General features: G+C 46.5%; 15 protein-coding genes. 11 read left to right on the top strand and 4 right to left on the bottom strand.

Features of this window, described 5'->3' with window-relative positions; translation table 11 throughout:
* Positions 1 to 212 precede the first annotated feature (212 nt).
* The 8 genes from AACV12_RS06510 (at position 213) to AACV12_RS06475 (ending at position 11,066) form a co-directional block, all read left to right on the top strand.
* Positions 213 to 923: a GntR family transcriptional regulator gene (locus tag AACV12_RS06510; RefSeq protein ID WP_026028009.1), complete on the top strand. Its 711-nt coding sequence runs from the start codon at positions 213 to 215 to the stop codon at positions 921 to 923.
* 113 nt (positions 924 to 1,036) lie between these two features.
* Positions 1,037 to 1,933 (top strand): methylisocitrate lyase, encoded by an 897-nt coding sequence (prpB, locus tag AACV12_RS06505; RefSeq protein ID WP_017046149.1) that lies wholly within the window; start codon positions 1,037 to 1,039, stop codon positions 1,931 to 1,933.
* A gap of 26 nt (positions 1,934 to 1,959) precedes the next feature.
* Entirely contained in the window at positions 1,960 to 3,087 is a 1,128-nt protein-coding gene (gene prpC, locus AACV12_RS06500; RefSeq protein ID WP_170900059.1) for a bifunctional 2-methylcitrate synthase/citrate synthase, read from the top strand.
* Between the two features lie 119 nt (positions 3,088 to 3,206).
* Complete coding sequence (gene acnD, locus AACV12_RS06495) at positions 3,207 to 5,813, top strand: Fe/S-dependent 2-methylisocitrate dehydratase AcnD (RefSeq protein ID WP_170900058.1); 2,607 nt, start codon at positions 3,207 to 3,209, stop codon at positions 5,811 to 5,813.
* The gene (prpF, locus tag AACV12_RS06490) at positions 5,810 to 7,000 is read left to right on the top strand and encodes a 2-methylaconitate cis-trans isomerase PrpF (RefSeq protein WP_170900057.1); all 1,191 of its coding nucleotides are present in this window, start codon (positions 5,810 to 5,812) and stop codon (positions 6,998 to 7,000) included. Before acnD ends, prpF begins: the two co-directional genes overlap by 4 nt.
* A 27-nt stretch (positions 7,001 to 7,027) precedes the next feature.
* Complete coding sequence (locus AACV12_RS06485; protein WP_170900056.1) at positions 7,028 to 8,905, top strand: propionyl-CoA synthetase; 1,878 nt, start codon at positions 7,028 to 7,030, stop codon at positions 8,903 to 8,905.
* 224 nt (positions 8,906 to 9,129) lie between these two features.
* Complete coding sequence (locus AACV12_RS06480) at positions 9,130 to 9,612, top strand: GNAT family N-acetyltransferase (protein WP_017046144.1); 483 nt, start codon at positions 9,130 to 9,132, stop codon at positions 9,610 to 9,612.
* Between the two features lie 29 nt (positions 9,613 to 9,641).
* On the top strand, positions 9,642 to 11,066 hold the full coding sequence (locus AACV12_RS06475) for an NUDIX domain-containing protein (protein ID WP_170900055.1): 1,425 nt from the start codon (positions 9,642 to 9,644) through the stop codon (positions 11,064 to 11,066).
* Positions 11,067 to 11,124: 58 nt separating this feature from the next.
* Here AACV12_RS06475 and yidA read toward each other — a convergent pair whose 3' ends face one another.
* Positions 11,125 to 11,943 carry a sugar-phosphatase gene (gene yidA, locus AACV12_RS06470; protein WP_013856945.1) on the bottom strand — a complete coding sequence of 273 codons (819 nt, stop codon included), beginning with the start codon at positions 11,941 to 11,943 and terminating at the stop codon, positions 11,125 to 11,127.
* Positions 11,944 to 12,135: 192 nt separating this feature from the next.
* Between yidA and queE the strand changes: the two genes are divergently transcribed.
* Positions 12,136 to 12,786: a 7-carboxy-7-deazaguanine synthase QueE gene (gene queE / locus AACV12_RS06465; protein ID WP_170900054.1), complete on the top strand. Its 651-nt coding sequence runs from the start codon at positions 12,136 to 12,138 to the stop codon at positions 12,784 to 12,786.
* 10 nt (positions 12,787 to 12,796) lie between these two features.
* Entirely contained in the window at positions 12,797 to 13,492 is a 696-nt protein-coding gene (queC, locus tag AACV12_RS06460) for a 7-cyano-7-deazaguanine synthase QueC (protein WP_170899192.1), read from the top strand.
* Between the two features lie 123 nt (positions 13,493 to 13,615).
* Here queC and AACV12_RS06455 read toward each other — a convergent pair whose 3' ends face one another.
* The 3 genes from AACV12_RS06455 to AACV12_RS06445 all read right to left on the bottom strand — a co-directional run bounded on the left by AACV12_RS06455 (position 13,616) and on the right by AACV12_RS06445 (position 16,010).
* Entirely contained in the window at positions 13,616 to 13,966 is a 351-nt protein-coding gene (locus AACV12_RS06455) for a DUF2750 domain-containing protein (protein WP_013856942.1), read from the bottom strand.
* Positions 13,967 to 14,083: 117 nt separating this feature from the next.
* A complete protein-coding gene (locus tag AACV12_RS06450) occupies positions 14,084 to 14,719 on the bottom strand; it encodes an OmpA family protein (RefSeq protein ID WP_170900053.1) in 636 nt (211 codons plus the stop codon).
* Positions 14,700 to 16,010 carry a TolC family outer membrane protein gene (locus AACV12_RS06445; protein ID WP_013856940.1) on the bottom strand — a complete coding sequence of 437 codons (1,311 nt, stop codon included), beginning with the start codon at positions 16,008 to 16,010 and terminating at the stop codon, positions 14,700 to 14,702. Before AACV12_RS06445 ends, AACV12_RS06450 begins: the two co-directional genes overlap by 20 nt.
* A gap of 432 nt (positions 16,011 to 16,442) precedes the next feature.
* Between AACV12_RS06445 and AACV12_RS06440 the strand changes: the two genes are divergently transcribed.
* Positions 16,443 to 17,945: retention module-containing protein (locus AACV12_RS06440; RefSeq protein ID WP_170900052.1), on the top strand; the 1,503-nt coding region annotated here is incomplete at its 3' end.

Genomic DNA, 17,945 nt, shown 5'->3' with positions numbered 1-17,945 from the left:
TTTTCTCTTTTCAAGCTCACAGAGTTTTATCTTCTTCGGGTTCAAATTTAATCATTAAGTTTCTTATACATTAGTCTAATGTGTCGACAATTTTATTGATTATCGATGGTTTTATGGTCTATTTTAACAATAAGTTTTAATAATTGTTAACACATATAAGTGTGTGAGTGCTTTGCGCCTCAGCATGAATCCAACCTGTGAGCGATAACAAGATGAATAGTGCACTAACACTAAACAGTACTGATACAAAATCACACGCTGTTGAACGAGAAAAAGAGAACACCAAATCGGAAAACCTTACGGAGTATCTGATTGAGGCGATTGTTGAAGGGCGTATAGCACCGGGCAGCAAGATTTCAGAACCCGAACTCGCCAAACGTTTTCAAGTCAGCCGTGGGCCACTGCGTGAAGCGATAATGCGTGTGGAAGGCTTGGGGTTGATCGAACGTGTTTCACATGTGGGCGCGCGAGTCATTGAGTTATCACCCGGTAAGTTGGTGGAGCTTTATGCAGTACGCGAAGCGCTAGAGGGTATGGCGGCAAGGTTAGCGGCGCGCAACATTTCGCCCTCTGAATTACAAGGGCTAGAGGCGTTATTGTCGACACATTCGAATCATATTGAGCAAGTCGAAGGGGCTTCCTATTTTCATCAACACGGTGATTTTGACTTTCATTACCGCATCATCAAAGCCAGCCGTAATCATAAATTAGTGACTTTATTGTGTGATGAGCTCTATCACTTACTGCGCATGTATCGTTATCAATCGCCACGCTCACATTCACGTCCGAAGGAGGCTTTGGATGAGCACAAATACATTCTACAAGCGATCAAAAACGGCGATGAAGAACTGGCTGAGATGTTGATGCGACGCCATATTTCGGGCAGTCGAATCTTGATTGAACAGCAGATAGTAAAAGAGTAAGCCACAGGGCGGCGGGCAGAAAATAATCATGCCTGCAATGAAGAAAACCAAGAACCACGCATAGAGCGGCCTTGAATAAGGGCGATAACCAAATGACTGATTAGGAGAATCTCATGAGCTTAAGTCAGGGGGCGAAATTTAGACTCGCTGTTCAACAAAATGATCCACTGCAGATTGTCGGCACGATCAATCCCTATTGCGCAATGATGGCCAAACGTTTAGGCCACCAAGCCATTTATCTGTCGGGTGGTGGCATCGCTAACGCTTCGTATGGTTTGCCCGATTTAGGTATCACCACATTAAATGATGTGCTGGTGGATGTTGAGCGCATCACCAATGCGTGTGATTTGCCTTTGTTGGTGGATATTGATACCGGTTTTGGCGGCGCATTTAGCATTGCTCGCACTATCAAAGCGATGGAAAAAGCGGGCGCTGCTGCCGTGCATATGGAAGATCAAGTTGCGCAGAAACGCTGCGGGCACCGCCCTAATAAAGCGATCGTCAGCCAGCAAGAGATGGTTGACCGCGTTAAAGCTGCGGTAGATGCACGAGTGAACCCAGAGTTTGTGATCATGGCGCGCACCGATGCGTTAGCGGTGGAAGGCATTGATAGCGCCATTGAACGTGCCATTGCTTGCGTGCAGGCCGGAGCCGATATGATTTTCCCCGAAGCGATGACCACTCTTGAGCAGTACGATCGTTTCTCCACCGCGTTAAGCGCAGCTTGTGGTAAGTCAGTACCGATTTTAGCCAACATTACTGAGTTTGGTCAGACGCCGCTCTACCCATGTGCAGAACTTGCTCAAGTGAAAGTGGATATGGTGCTTTACCCATTGAGTGCGTTTCGTGCGATGAATAAAGCGGCTGAGAATGTCTATCGCCATTTATTAGAGCAGGGCAATCAACAAGCTTTGCTCGATAGCATGCAAACCCGTAGCGAGCTGTATGACTATCTCAATTACCACGATTACGAAGATAAGCTCGACGAGCTTTTTTCATCAAAGGAATAATAAAAACAAAGGAAAAGGAGTTCAACATGTCAAACGCACCACTGGGCGGCGCAGGTCTGCGCGGTCAAAGCGCGGGAGTCACCGCTTTATGTACTGTCGGAAAAACTGGGACGGGTCTAACTTATCGAGGTTATGACATCACCGATCTTGCCAACCATGCACAGTTTGAAGAGGTCGCTCATCTGTTATTGATTGGCCATTTACCTAATCAAAGTGAACTTGACCAGTACAAAACCCGCTTAATGGGATTACGAGGTTTACCGCAGCCGTTAAAAGCCGCGCTAGAGCTGCTACCAGCCAGTACACATCCAATGGACGTAATGCGCACCGGCTGTTCAGTTTTAGGCAACCTTGAAACCGAGCACAGTTTTGCTGAGCAGTTGAGTGCGACCGAACGGATGTTGGCACTTTTCCCCGCTATTATCTGTTATTGGTATCGTTTCAGCCACCAAGGCATCCGGATTGACACTGAAGATCAAAGCGAAGCATGCATTGGTGGCTACTTCTTAAAAATGCTGACAGGAAAAGCACCGAGCGAGCTGCATAAGCAGGTGATGCATTGCTCATTGATTCTGTACGCAGAGCACGAGTTTAATGCATCAACGTTTGCCGCGCGCGTCTGTGCTTCTACGCTGTCAGATATTCACTCTTGCGTAACCGGGGCGATTGGCACACTGCGTGGCCCGTTGCATGGTGGAGCCAATGAAGCGGCGATGGCGATGATCGAACGCTGGCAAACACCGGACGAAGCTGAGGCCAATATTCTGCAAATGTTGGCTAATAAAGACAAAATAATGGGTTTTGGTCATGCTATTTATCGTGAAAGTGACCCGCGTAACGCATTGATCAAACGTTGGTCAAAAGCGTTATCTGAAGCGGTGGGTGATACGCATTTGTACGCGGTATCAGAACGTGTTGAAGCGGTGATGAAACGTGAGAAAAACCTATTTTGTAATGCGGATTTCTTCCACGCTTCGGCCTACCATTTTATGGGTATTCCTACGCCATTATTTACCCCTATTTTTGTGATGAGTCGATTAACCGGCTGGGCCGCTCATGTGTTTGAGCAGCGCGCTAATAACCGAATTATTCGCCCAAGTGCCGATTATGACGGTCCTGAACATCAAGAGTGGATACCAATAGAGCAGCGTTAATGGGATGAAATCAAGCCATGCTCCTTTGGTGTATGGTTTGATGGCAGGTAAAACCTAGCTCGCTAGACGATGTTTTGAATAGACAATGTTTCGAATAGACAGTTTTATGGGTGGAATTGATGAGTCATCAAACGATCAACAGCCAATACAAAAAAGTATTACCAGTGACCGCGCTGGAGTATTTTGATGCACGAGAAGCGGTCAATGATATCCAAGCCGGAGCGTATGATCGGCTGCCTTATACCTCACGGATACTGGCGGAAAACTTAGTCCGCCGCTGTGAGCCGCACACATTGGTTGATTCGCTGAAACAGCTGATTGAGCGTAAGCGCGATCTCGACTTCCCGTGGTATCCGGCGCGTGTGGTGTGCCACGACATTTTAGGACAAACCGCTTTAGTGGACTTGGCGGGGTTAAGAGACGCGATCGCTCAGCAAGGCGGTGATCCATCCAAAGTAAACCCTGTGGTGGAAACGCAACTGATTGTTGATCATTCACTCGCGGTTGAACATGCCGGCTTCGAAGCTGACGCGTTTGAAAAAAACCGTGCGATTGAAGATCGCCGCAATGAAGATCGCTTTCACTTCATCGAATGGTGCAAAACCGCCTTTGAAAATGTCAGCGTTATTCCGGCAGGCAATGGCATCATGCACCAGATTAACTTAGAAAAAATGTCGCCCGTCATCCAAGTGAAAAACGGCTTAGCATTTCCAGATACTTGTGTCGGTACTGACAGCCATACTCCTCATGTCGATTCATTAGGTGTGTTGGCGATTGGCGTCGGTGGGTTAGAAGCTGAAACAGTGATGTTAGGTCGGCCTTCGATGATGCGTTTGCCCGATATTGTCGGCGTTAAACTAACCGGTCAACGCCAAGCGGGGATCACCGCGACCGACATTGTGCTTGCCATTACGGAGTTCTTGCGAAATCAGCGCGTGGTGTCTTGTTATCTGGAGTTTTTCGGAGAAGGCGCTCGCGCATTGACGATTGGCGATCGCGCAACGCTTTCCAATATGACACCTGAATATGGTGCAACCGCAGGCATGTTCTATATTGATGAGCAAACCATCAACTATCTCAAACTCACGGGTCGAGACGCACAGCAAGTAGCCTTGGTTGAACAGTACGCTAAGCAAAGCGGCTTATGGGCCGATGATTTGATTGAAGCGCAATACGAACGGGTGCTGGAATTTGATCTCTCAAGTGTACAGCGCAATTTAGCCGGGCCTTCGAATCCTCATCGCCGTTTGCCGACAAGCGAACTGACCGAGCGCGGTATTGCGGGGGCGTGGCAAACCAAAGAAGGCGAATTACCTGATGGCGCAGTGATCATCGCCGCCATTACTTCGTGCACCAATACCAGTAATCCGCGCAATGTCGTGGCCGCCGCGTTGCTGGCGAAAAAGGCCAATCAATTGGGTTTGGTTCGCAAACCTTGGGTCAAAACCTCCTTTGCACCGGGCTCAAAAGTAGCCAAACTTTATTTAGAGGAAGCTGGCCTGCTGCCTGAACTAGAACAGCTAGGTTTTGGCATTGTCGCTTATGCATGCACTACCTGTAATGGCATGAGTGGCGCGCTTGATCCTATGATTGAGCAGCAAATCATTGAACGCGATCTCTATACGACGGCTGTGCTATCAGGTAACCGAAACTTTGATGGCCGCATCCATCCCTATGCGAAGCAGGCTTTTCTTGCCTCTCCGCCATTGGTGGTGGCGTATGCACTTGCGGGTACGATTCGTTTTGATATTGAAAAAGACGCGTTGGGAATAGATGCGCAAGGCAAGCCGATTTACCTCAATGACTTATGGCCAACCGATGAAGAGATCGATGATGTGGTGGCGCGCCATGTTAAGCCCGAACAGTTCAAACAAATCTACATTCAGATGTTTAAATTAGATGAGCACATGGCCAAACAAAAGCCACTTTATGATTGGCGCCCCATGAGCACTTATATCCGTCGTCCGCCTTATTGGGAAGGTGCGTTAGCGGGTGAACGTCGGCTGTCGGCCATGCGACCTTTGGCGATTTTAGGTGACAACATCACTACGGATCATTTATCGCCATCGAACGCAATTTTAGCGACCAGTGCCGCTGGGGAATATTTGCTCAAAATGGGCGTTCCGGAGCAAGATTTTAACTCCTATGCCACGCATCGTGGTGACCATCTGACCGCGCAACGCGCCACTTTTGCTAACCCCAAACTGTTCAATGAGATGGTGCAAGAGGAGGGCAAAGTAAAGCAAGGCTCGTTGGCGCGCATTGAACCTGAAGGCTTGGTTACCCGCATGTGGGAAGTGATAGAGACTTATATGGATCGTAAGCAGCCATTGATCATTATTGCTGGGGCCGATTATGGGCAAGGTTCGTCACGTGATTGGGCGGCGAAAGGTGTACGTTTGGCGGGAGTTGAAGCCATTGTTGCCGAGGGGTTTGAACGGATCCATCGCACGAATTTAGTCGGGATGGGTGTTCTGCCACTGCAATTTAAAAGGGGAACAGACCGCCACACACTGCAACTCGATGGTACTGAGCTTTATGATGTGGTGGGAGATATTAAGCCGAGCGTCGACTTAAGCTTGGTGATCACTCGTACGCAAGGCGCAAATAAGGGCGAACAGCAGAAGGTTACGGTGACTTGTCGTTTAGACACGGCTGATGAAGTCAGTGTGTATCAGGCTGGTGGCGTATTGCAGCGTTTTGCGCAAGATTTTCTGGCTCAATGACGCTAAGGATAAAGGAGTATCAGGTGAGTAACTCATTAAAAATTCCGGCGATGTATATGCGCGGCGGCACCAGTAAGGGTGTGTTTTTTCGGCTTGAAGATTTACCCAAAGAGGCTCAGCAAGCGGGAGAGGCGCGAGATCAACTGCTGTTGCGTGTCATTGGTAGCCCCGATCCTTATGGCAAACAAATTGATGGAATGGGCGGCGCAAGTTCTAGCACCAGCAAAGCCGTGATTCTATCCAAAAGTGAGCAAGCCGATCACGATGTGGATTATTTGTTCGGCCAAGTTTCGATAGACAAAGCGTTCGTAGACTGGAGCGGCAACTGCGGTAACCTTTCTGCGGCGGTAGGGCCATTTGCGATTCACAGCGGTTTTATCGACCCAGAACGGATCCCTAATAACGGTGTAGTGACGGTTCGCGTTTGGCAAGCCAACATTGGCAAAACCATTCTTATTCATGTGCCAATTGAGCAGGGTGAAGTGCAAGAGTGTGGCGATTTCGAACTCGATGGGGTGACTTTTCCCGCCGCCGAAATTGCGGTTGATTTTCTCGATCCTGCCGATGATAGCGGTGTGATGTTCCCAACCGGAAATGTGCTCGACCAACTGCAAATCCCCGGCATGGGAACCTTGAATGCAACGCTCATTAATGCGGGCATTCCGACGATTTTTATCGATGCACACGACATCGGTTATCAAGGTACTGAACTGCAAGAGACTATCAACAATGATGATCATGCCTTGGCGATGTTTGAAGCGATTCGCGCTTATGGCGCTGTGAAAATGGGTTTGATTGAGCATATTGAACAAGCCCAACTGCGCCAACATACGCCTAAAGTAGCGTTTGTGGCAAAAGCGCAATCCTATTTGTCATCCAGTGGTAAAGCGGTATCGGCGAACGATGTCGATATTGTGGTGCGCGCTCTGTCTATGGGAAAACTGCATCATGCGATGATGGGAACGGCCGCCGTGGCCATCGCTTCAGCGGCCAGTGTCCCAGGGACGTTAGTGAATATGTTGGCGGGCGGTGGAGCAAAAGAATCGGTCACTTTTGGTCATCCATCCGGTACGCTGAAAGTGGGCGCTAAAGCCGTTTTACGAGAGGGTCATTGGGGAATAGAGAAAGCCAGTATGAGCCGCAGCGCGCGGGTGTTAATGGAAGGTTGTGTGCGAGTCCATCGCTAAGCCTCGAATCATGTTAAGGGAAATGTTATGTCGGCATATTTAAAGGAATATCAATGGGCTCAATCTGAACCTGAATCATTTTGGCAGGCTCAAGCTCGGCAGATTGAGTGGTTTGAGTTTCCCCAAACTATCTTACAAAAAGATGAACATGGCATTGAACGCTGGTTTACCGATGGTGTACTCAATACCTGTTGGTTGGCGCTAGATTTCCATTGTGAACAGGGGCGAGGTGAGCAAACCGCGCTGATTTATGATTCCCCAGTGACCGGAAGAAAGCGTCAATACAGCTATACACAATTACGAGATCAGGTAGCGAAAGTGTCGGGAATGCTGGCAATGCAAGGTGTTGCTAAAGGCGATCGGGTGATCATTTATATGCCAATGATCCCGGAAGCAGTGATGGCGATGCTCGCTTGTGCACGGCTTGGCGCGATTCACTCTGTCGTTTTTGGCGGTTTTGCACCCAATGAATTAGCGGTGCGTATTGAAGATGCTGAACCGAAAGTGATCATGACGGCATCTTGCGGTATCGAAATCAATAAGATTTTACCCTACAAACCCTTAGTTGACCGTGCCATTTTAGACAGCAAATGGAAGCCGGAAAAAGTGGTGGTGTTACAACGCTCGGAGCATGTGGCTGACTTAAATAATGAGCGAGATCTAGAGTGGAATCGAGCCGTTAAAGAAGCGCCGCCGCATGATTGTGTGCCGGTTTTGGCGACCGATCCGCTTTATATTCTTTACACATCAGGTACAACAGGCAAACCCAAAGGGGTGGTGCGCGACAACGGTGGTCATGCGGTTGCGATGAAGTACTCCATGTCAACCATCTACAATATGCCTCAACAAGGTGTTTTTTGGGCTGCGTCGGACGTGGGGTGGGTAGTCGGTCACTCTTACATTGTTTATGCGCCCTTGATTCACGGTTGCACCACTATTTTGTATGAAGGTAAACCAGTGCGCACACCGGATCCGGCTGCATTTTGGCGAGTGTGCCAAGAGTATAAGGTGGACGTGCTTTTTTCTGCGCCTACCGCCTTTCGCGCCATCAAAAAAGAAGATCCCAATGGCGATCTACTCAAACATTATGATTTATCCACTTTAACCACTATTTTTATGGCCGGAGAGCGTCTTGACCCGCCGACACTTGAATGGGTAGAGCAGCACACTAAAAAGCCAGTAGTTGACCATTGGTGGCAAACCGAAACCGGTTGGGCGATTGCTGGTAATCCGATAGGGCTTGAATCGATGCCAATTAAAGCGGGGTCAGCAACAAAACCGATTCCCGGCTATCAGGTTGAGATTCTCAATGAGCTAGGTGAAGTGATGCCCGCCAATCAACAAGGGTTTGTGGCGTTGAAACGCCCCTTACCACCAAGTTGTTTAGCGACGGTATGGCGTGATCACGAACGATTTGAGTCCGGTTACCTTGCTCAATTTGACGGTTACTATGTTTCTGGTGATGGTGGCTATTTGGATGAAGAGGGTTATCTCTTCATCATGGGGCGAATTGATGATGTGATAAACGTTGCAGGCCATCGTTTATCTACGGGGGAGATGGAAGAAATCGTCGGTGCTCATCCTGCGGTTGCCGAATGTGCTGTCGTCGGAGTGTATGACGAGCTGAAAGGGCAGTTGCCGTTAGGGTTGGTGGTACTCAAAGATGGCGTTAAGGTGGATGAGCGCGAGTTGGAACAAGAACTTGTTAACAAAGTGCGCAGTGAAATTGGTGCGGTAGCGTGCTTTAAGCATGCGTTAATTGTTGATCGTTTACCCAAAACGCGCTCTGGTAAAATTCTGCGTCGCGTCATTCGACAAATTGCCGATGGCGAAGAGTATGCTGTCCCTTCAACAATTGATGACCCAATGAGCTTGAGTGAGTTAGAAAAAGCGCTCCATCACTAGCGGTTACCCTATAGTTGACGATTAATCGAGGCGCCTCAGATGAATGAGGCGTTTTTATTGCCAATTTGCCATCCGCATTTTATTTGTTTCTCTTAGTTCATCTGTCTTAGTTCTAAGACGAGATTAGCGCTCAATCGACCAAAAACACTACGCATGAAGATATATTTTTTAATCACTATCTTATAGAATCACGGCCAAAGCTTTATTCATTCAGAGCGCGAAATATGTCGTTAGTTATCATAACTCCTGCTTGTGATCGTGATTTACCGCAACTGAATCAGTTGATGTATGACCTTCATCATGAGCATCACCTTGCTTGCCCTGAGCATTTCAAAACAGCAGAAGAGATTGAACAAGAAAAAAGTATTGCTCGTTATTTAGATGATCCGGAATGTTTGGTTTACGTTGCCAAAATAGACAGTCAAATTGTGGGATTTATATCGGGTCACTTTTGCGAGTTAATTTCAAGCGTGAGCAAAGCGGTACCAATGGGCAGTATTGATGAGCTTTACGTTGAGCCACAATATCGTCAGCAGCATATCGCACAGCAGTTGTTTCAAAAAATGGAGCAGACATTAAAAGAGTACGGTATTACCCAAGTCTTTGTCGAAGTGTGGGATTTTAACCAAGGAGCGCAATCTTTTTATCAACGTTCTGGTTTTTCATCGCATATACATTGGTTAAGAAAGTCAATCGATAGCAAGTAATTCGATAATAATAATCATGGATTTTTAATGTGTTAAAACAGTTTTCATTGTTGAGTGTCTGTTTGCTGTCGTTGTTCTGGTCAAGTGTTGGTGTCGCTCAACAACCCGTAACGCTACCAGATAATATTCGTGGTGCTCTATGCCTAGTTAAAGCCGATCATAAGATCGTGCTCGTTAACGAGGTGATCACCAAGCAGATTTCATTGCCAGGAGGGACGATATCTCCCGGTGAATCTCCAGAATTGGCCGCGCAAAGAGAAACATGGGAAGAAACGGGCCTTGTTGTAACGGTAGGGCGCACGTTGGGGTATACGGATACGGCTGTCGTTTACAGCTGTCGTAGTGATTCCGATGTGATTGCTTTTGAGTCAAAAAATAGCCGTAATGGACATGAGTTGCCTATTTGGTTTGCTCCTCATTATGGTGTCGAGGTTGCTAGCGCAATGCTGATCGATCCGTATCGTATTGATGCAAGTCAGTATCGTTACCCTGAGCAATGGGATCGGATCAAAACCATGTATCAAGAAGCGGATAGCCAACCCGTGATTTATGTAGAGAATCTGGTTTCTGCTGCGCCTCGGTTTCACCAAATCGAATTAGGCTGGATGATGAAATTGCAGAATACGGTCGCGGAATGGCCGTATACGCTGAGTTCGTCGATTTATCAAATCGCAGTATGGATCACCAAATTGACGGATCCTTTATTGCTGATAGTTTTATTTCCAGTGATTGCCTGTTATCTGGGTAAAGAGTCTGTTTATAAGATATTTTTTGTGGTTACCGTGAGTTCATTATTGTCATTGGTGGCTCAGCAAGGATTTGCATTACCAAGACCTCATGCCTATATACCATTGTTGGAACTTTGCCAAAGTTACGGGTACGGTTTTCCAAGTTTACCGATTGCAGTTTGGTTTGGTGTAGGGATATCACTATTGCGAGCTTTTGATCATCTCGATTTCAACCGAATGTTTGTGGGTTTTATCGTGTTGATGGGGCTATTAATGTTGGCCAAATTCTATATTGGGGAAGCCTTCATCAGCGATATGGTGATAGGTGGATTGTTGGGCGCTCTGGTCGCGTGGCATATTGTTCGTTTAGATGAACAATCTTATACCGACGTCAGAACACTGCTGGGTTCGCGTGGGGTATGGTGGGGTTTAACGATCACGGTTGCACTGCTGGCTATGATCTGGCCCTTGCCTAGTTTCACCGCTTGGTTAGCCATTTTGCTGATGGCATCGGCTTTAGTTATGACAAAGAGCACTGAACCACTACACATCACTCTTCAACGAATGTGGCTGCTGATCATTTTGTTATTAGCACTCAATCAAGTGGTGTTATTTGGTGCCACGCTCGTTTCATACAGCAGTATTTTCTCTTTAATGGTTGAGACGCTCCGCTTGCCAATACTCATGCTCATCTTTGCATGGTTCATGCGAAAATGCCGTGCTTAACTTGGTTGTTTAGTCAACATCCCGATTAAAGACGCCTCGACTGAGGCGTCTTTAATGCCTATTCGTGAGACTCACCGAGTACAAATTTTTCTATAGCAACTGCTACACCATCGTTGTCATTACTGAGTGTAATATAGTCGGCTAGCTGCTTAGTTTGTTCCATCGCATTTGCCATTGCAATTCCAAGTCCTGCGTATTGCAGCATGTGATGATCATTTTCAGCATCTCCCATACAAATAATGTGTTTAGCCTCGATCCCCAAGTGCTCGGCAATCGCTTTGACACCGACGCCTTTATTACTCTGTGTGTTTAAGAATTCAAGAAAGAATGGTGCACTTTGTACAATGGTAAACTGCTGATAGAGTTCCGAAGGAAGTTGTTCAATGGCTTTCTGTAGCAAGCTCGGCTCTGCCACAATCATTGCTTTGATGATGGGATGATCATCTTCAAGCTGTTCAAAATCCATTTCCGTGATCGGCAGTCCGTTGATTCTTGCTTCAAGCTCGGTATATTCACTGATTTTAGGCGTGATCAGACCATGAACTTGGCTAAAGGCGTGTGTATTCACGTTAAGCTGGTTTGCAAGATTAGCGACTAATTTTGCAGAGCGGCCATCGATAATTTTGTGATGAATAATTTCACCACTGCCAATGTTTTGAACCATTGAGCCGTTGTAGTAAAGGACAAAATCCTCATTTGAGTTTAAATGCAGTTCTTGCAACTTATCGCGCATGCCATCAATGGGACGTCCAGACGCCAGCACCACTTTTACGCCTTTTTCACGAGCTTTGGCTATAGCCTGTTTTGTTCTGGCTGTGATCTGTTTTTGGCTATTGAGAAGAGTACCGTCCATATCTAAAGCGATGAGTTTATACATGACTTACCTAAATTAAGTGAAGAAGAAAGCCAGCAGCTTATGCAAGTTGAGATGTGATCGCCACTGATTTAGTCAAATTTTTACGCACGTGATGGGTTTAGTTTGACCTAAGGCAAGGCATCTATTAAGGTCAGCGACCTGCATTTTTTGATATTGAGTTAGGCTGAGTTTACGTTGTACAAAATTAATGAAATGTTTGAGACCATTCAAGGTGAAGGCGTGCATACCGGCGTTCCTGCGGTTTTTATTCGTTTGCAAAAATGCCCAGTGGGATGTGCTTGGTGCGATACAAAGCAGACGTGGGATGCAACGCCGCAAGATGAACGCCCAATCAATGACGTGCTAGCCAAAACCCAAGATAGCCCAACTTGGTGCTCAGTCAGTGCAGAAGAGATGGTGTCGCTCTATAAAACACAGGGTTATCATGCTAAACATATTGTAATTACGGGCGGTGAACCGTGTATTTATGATCTGCGTCCACTTGCGCAAGCATTTGAGGCAATGGGATGTCACATTCAAATTGAAACCAGCGGCACATTCCCGGTTCAAACCTCGGCAAACACATGGGTGACAGTGTCACCAAAAATTGCAATGAAGGGCAAACTGCCTGTACTCGACTCAGCTCTGTTAAGAGCAAATGAGATCAAGCACCCCGTCGCAACGGCTAAAGATATTGAACAGCTAGATGCGTTATTGCTGCGAGCGCAAGTTCCTGATTCAACAGTGATTGCTTTACAGCCTATTAGTCAGAAAGAGCGGGCAACCCAATTGTGCATTGAAACATGCATTGCGAGGAACTGGCGTTTATCGATTCAAACGCATAAATATTTAAGTATTGCCTGAGGAGAGGAAAATGAAAAAAGCCGTTGTGGTATTTAGTGGTGGCCAAGATTCAACAACCTGTTTGGTTCAGGCATTAAAAGAGTTTGATGAAGTGCACGCCATCACTTTTGATTATGGCCAACGCCATAAACTCGAGATTGAGGTTGCCAGCACCTTAGCGAAAAAGTTAGGTGTAGCTGCACATAAAGTCATGGATGTCAGCTTACTCAATGAGTTGGCGATCAGTTCACTTACTCGTGACGATATTCCAGTATCACACGAGTTACAAGAGAATGGGTTACCGAACTCGTTTGTGCCGGGACGTAACATTCTGTTTTTGACCCTTGCGGGTATTTACGCGTATCAAATAGGTGCAGATGAGGTGATTACTGGTGTTTGTGAAACAGACTTTTCTGGCTATCCGGATTGCCGAAATGATTTTGTTAAAGCGATGAACAGTGCTTTGGTGCAAGGGATGGATCGCCCATTCAACATTCGTACTCCTTTAATGTGGCTAAACAAAGCAGAAACTTGGGCATTGGCGGATCAACATGATGCTCTCGAACTCATAAGACACGAAACACTGACTTGTTATAACGGTATTATTGGTGATGGTTGTGGCGATTGCCCATCATGTGAGCTACGTAAAGCGGGTTTAAACGATTATTTAGTAAACAAAGCGTTGGTGATGAATGCGCTTCACCAAAAGCAATCTGTAACTTTATGATGTATCTAATAATCAACGCATAGATCAAGTGAAATTTAAACGGGTGTTCTAGTGTTTGCGAATGGAATAGCGTGCAAATAGAACACCCATTATTTAGCTCAAGGTACTAAATAGTTCAAGGTACTAAAGGTACATTTTGGCCAAATCTGCAGGTTCTACTTCTTTACCTTCTAAGCTTGCATTCCAGTTGGTGCCAATTAATACACCATCTTCATCAAGGGTAATCAACCAATCTTCTACGAAAATATCGAGAGGGATTTCTAACACTTCGAAGTCAGACCACTCTTCAACGTTGTGAGTTTGTGCATCTTCTTTGGTTGACCAAAAGGGCATAACTTCACTACTTTCAAATTCTGTCGAGTCGCATGCCAGCCAACCATCTTCATTTTTTAAGCCCCATACTAGTTGGGTCTCTTTTGTTTGTTCAATAAACAATTCTAAGTTTGCTTGAAGGTCAGCAGTTAATTTGCTCATTATCTTTATCTCATAAGGTGATGACGCGCAAGGATAGCATTTTGTGCTAGTAAACTCATTACAATTTTAGACAGAAAAAAGGGGCGAAAACGCCCCAATCCTCGATAAATATCGATTTCAACGCTCGCGTTTGGTGAAAATGGTCCACTCTTCTTTCACCGAACCCTTGTGGCCGACGACAGTGGCGACAACTTTTCTATTCATCGCATGGCTAATATCATCATCACTATTTTCTGTCAGTTCAGTATCACCAAAACCAACAATACGGACACGAGTATGGCTAATGCCGTAACTAACAAGCGCCTTCTCGACATTATAAGCTCGGTTTTTCGATAACTCTAAGTTATAACCTGGATTCCCAACCTTACTGGCATAACCTTGTAATTCAATCGAAGCTGAAGGGTATTGCTTGAGAAAATTGGCCATTGACCGTATTTGACTTAGAAACACAGGGTTGACTATTGCTGAATCATTCGCAAACAGAATTCTAAGCTGGAGTTGCTCTTCGGTTTTAATGAAAGTGCCACAACCATCATTATCGATCTCTGACTTCAATGGTGTTTCGGGGCACAAATCTCTGGCATTAATCACGCCGTCAAAATCATCGTCACGTAAATCGTCTATTTGATCAGCGAGTGGCATATCAATATATGGATAACCATCTCTAGCAGATGAAGCCGTCGAGGTGATAAAGAGTAAGCTCGCTATCATTGGCCATAAGTATTTCAACATGTTAGTACTCCACCGCATCATGCCACTCTTTGGGTGTATCCACTCTCAACGAACTCAACAATGACCCAGTTGCATTCATAACACGGTATTTTGCATACTGTTCATCGTATTTGGCATCGAGATAACCTTTTCTTGCTTCGAAAAGCTCATTTTCAGTATTCAACACATCCAATAGTGTTCGCTTGCCGAGCTTATATTGTTTTTCATAAGCAATAACCGTATCTGAAGCAGAATCAACATGGTCGGCTAAAAATTCTTTTTGTTGTAATGTCAAATCAAGAGCGCTCCAAGATAAACGCAACCCCTCTTCAACACTACGATAAGTCCGATCTCTTAAATCTTTCGCTTTGTTCATTTGGTAGGCTGCACTGTCGGTGCGCGCAGAATCTGAACCACCATTATATAGGTTGTAACGCATCCTAATCATGGCCGAGAATTCATCGCTGCTACCTTCTATCCCACCGGCATCATCACGCCATGTTTGTGCAGCTTCGAAAGATAACGTTGGGTAATTTGTTCCCTGAGTTTGTTTATATTGAAATTTTGCGGAATCGACATCGGCTTGCGCTACTTTGATGACCGGGTGATCTTGGTAGGCTTTTTCTAAAGCGTCATCAACGGTAAAAGGCAAAGCAGAGTGGTCTGCTCTAGGGAAAATTAAATCTTGAGGAGGTTGACCTACCAACCGTTTAAACTGGGTATGTATATCAAACAGATTATTCTGTGCAGCTAAAAGATTGCCATGGGCTTTAGCTAGACGAGCTTCAACCTGAGAAAGATCAGCGGTTGAACCAATGCCTGATTCCACACGCTTTTGTATATCACGATATATTTTCTTATGTACTGAGAGGTTGCTTTCAGAAAGTGTCAGTATTTCAAACGCTTTCGTTGCATCGAGATACACCTTAGTGACCTCTAATGCGATATCTTGAGCGTCAGCTAAGAGTTGGAAACGAACGGATTCGGCATCGGCCGAAGTACGATCAATATCGTTTAAAGTCGAAGAACCATCCCAAATCAGTTGGGTTAAGGTAATGGTGGCTTCTTTACGAGTAAGTTCATTTTCAGTACCAGAGGCTAAATCTACCGCTTCGTAGCCAATACCAGCATCGAGATCGATCCTTGGAAGATAAGCACCAGAAGAGGCTTCGCTATTATAGCGCTTACTCACATATTCGTTATATGCACTTTTAATATTTGGATTGGTTGCAAGCGTTATTGACACCGCTTGCTCAAGAGTCTGGCTATATACAGAGATCGGGAAGCTGAGTGCGATGGCGTAGCTCAACGTTTTCATATTCATCCAATTCACTTGGGCACTCCTCTAGGAACTTCTACTTCTTTTAAGCCGCAATAGTACGGCATTAGCTGTTGCATTATCGAGACGCTTGATGGAAAAACGCAACAAAATAACATTAAATTCTCATCAGTAAACAGTAACATATTAATTACATTCGTGATTTTAGCAAAGAATCATACACCAAATAATCAATTAACATTTATTAAACATTGTTGATTGTTTTTATAATAAAGTACATCTTTAGTGTGATATTGATTCAAACTATAAATGTGTGACTTAAGTCTCCACCTACGTCACATAAGAAGGTGTAAAAATGGTTTTTCCTTTGTATTACAGGTGTTAAATGCTAATTTATTACCATTAGAAATGACAAATTACGTAGCAAAGATGTAGGAATGTAAACAGTCGCATCGTTGTGAATTCGGAAGTTATTAGAGGCATTATATGGAACTTGGTTCTTTTTCTTTAGGTACAACATTAACTTTCGGTCAGATGATCGTTGTGGATGCAAATGGCAATGTACGGGTGCTTCAGCCAGGAGAAAAAACCTTGCCTGGTGAAATAATCATCAGTGCCAGTAACGCTACCCCAAACGATGTAGGCAATAATAATGATGTACAAATATCAAGAGTTAACGCCGATGGTCGCAACGTAGATATAACTAATGACATCAATGAAATTTTCGCAGCATTAGAGCAAGGCCAAGACCCAACACAGCTAGGCGAAGATCTTGCAACTGCAGCGGGTGAATCGAACGGTTCAAGCCCGACGGGCTCAGTCAGCATCGCTCGCGACGCTTCGGAAACCATAGCCGCAACAGAATTCTCCACGTCAGCACTCACCGCGCTAGGCCTCTCTGAAACACAGAGTTTAACGCTATTAGAAAGCTATTCTCAAAGTGCTTTGGGATCAATCGTAACGGGCATCAATGGTGCGAACGACGGCGCGAAAATCACAGGCGATGATAGCGGCAGCGTGACCGAAGACGCGGCGGAGAACACCGCGACGGGCACCTTGCTCGCAAGCGACGTGGACAACACAGACAACGTGTTCCAGGCGCAAACCGATGCGGCGGGCCAGTACGGCACGTTCAGTGTGGATGCGAACGGCAAGTGGACCTACGTGCTGGATAACAGCAACGAGACGGTCGATGCGTTGAACGTGGACGAGACACTGACAGAAACCTTCACGGTGAAATCGGAAGACGGCACCGAGCAGGTGGTGACCATCACCATCAATGGTACGAACGACGGCGCGAAAATCACAGGCGATGATAGCGGCAGCGTGACCGAAGACGCGGCGGAGAACACCGCGACGGGCACCTTGCTCGCAAGCGACGTGGACAACACAGACAACGTGTTCCAGGCGCAAACCGATGCGGCGGGCCAGTACGGCACGTTCAGTGTGGATGCGAACGGCAAGTGGACCTACGTGCTGGATAACGACACCGAGAAGGTCGACGCGTTGAACGAGAACCAGACTCTGACTGAGACCTTCACCGTGCAGAGCGTGGACGGCACGCCGCACACCGTGACCGTGACCATCACGGGCACCAACGACGCGGCGATCATCAGTGGCGATGCGCAGGGAGCCGTGACCGAGGGCAATGGTGACATCGTTCTAAGTGACAGCGGCACTCTGACCGCGGAAGACAAGGATGGGAACAACGCCGACAACACCTTCCTCACAAACGTGACGGCGGTGGCGCACCCGACGGAAGGCGCGCCGCTGGGCAGCCTGAGCATCACCGAAGGTGGCGTGTGGACGTACAACGTCGACAACAGCAAAGTGGAGTACCTGGGCGCGGGTCAAACCAAGGTTGAGACCTTCACCGTGCAGAGCGTGGACGGCACGCCGCACACCGTGACCGTGACCATCACGGGCACCAACGACGCGGCGATCATCAGTGGCGATGCGCAGGGAGCCGTGACCGAGGGCAATGGTGAC

Source organism: Vibrio sp. 2-2(8), assembly GCF_963888495.1.
GTDB classification, from domain to species: domain Bacteria; phylum Pseudomonadota; class Gammaproteobacteria; order Enterobacterales; family Vibrionaceae; genus Vibrio; species Vibrio anguillarum.
Note: the sequence above shows the minus strand (reverse complement) of the source record. Positions and strands in the feature narration are given on the sequence as shown.